The following is a 400-nucleotide window of genomic DNA, read 5'->3' as shown; positions in this document are numbered from 1 at the left end:
CTTGACCCTATAACTTTGACGAACGATGGGCTAAAATCCGTCGAACAGCGTCAAGGACAATATGTGAATAAAACGTTTCTTGTACGTTGCTTCAAACATTGAAGCGTTCACGCAATCATCTGCATGCTGATTTAATAAAGACTCTACGAGTTTGTTGATACCGACAAGCTGCCAGCAATGGCAGCTGCCATGGTAGACCCAACAACGCCCGCCTGGCGCAAGCCAGGCCAAGGCCAACGGTTAAGCCTGATGACCATAGCGAGGTGGTCCCACTCCTTCCCATCCCGAACAGGACAGTGAAACGCCTCAGCGCCGATGATAGTGCGGATTCCCGTGTGAAAGTAGGACATCGTCAGGCTATTAATGCAACAAGCCCCCATCGAAAGATGGGGGCTTTGTT

1 rRNA gene is annotated in these 400 nt (G+C 50.2%); it reads left to right on the top strand.

From position 1 onward, the window contains the following. Positions 1–245: 245 nt before the first annotated feature. Positions 246–358, top strand: a 5S ribosomal RNA gene (gene rrf, locus EIP75_RS23935). Positions 359–400: the final 42 nt, after the last annotated feature.

Source organism: Aquabacterium soli, assembly GCF_003933735.1.
GTDB classification, from domain to species: Bacteria; Pseudomonadota; Gammaproteobacteria; order Burkholderiales; family Burkholderiaceae_C; genus Aquabacterium; species Aquabacterium soli.
This window is presented reverse-complemented; position numbering and strand designations above follow the sequence as displayed.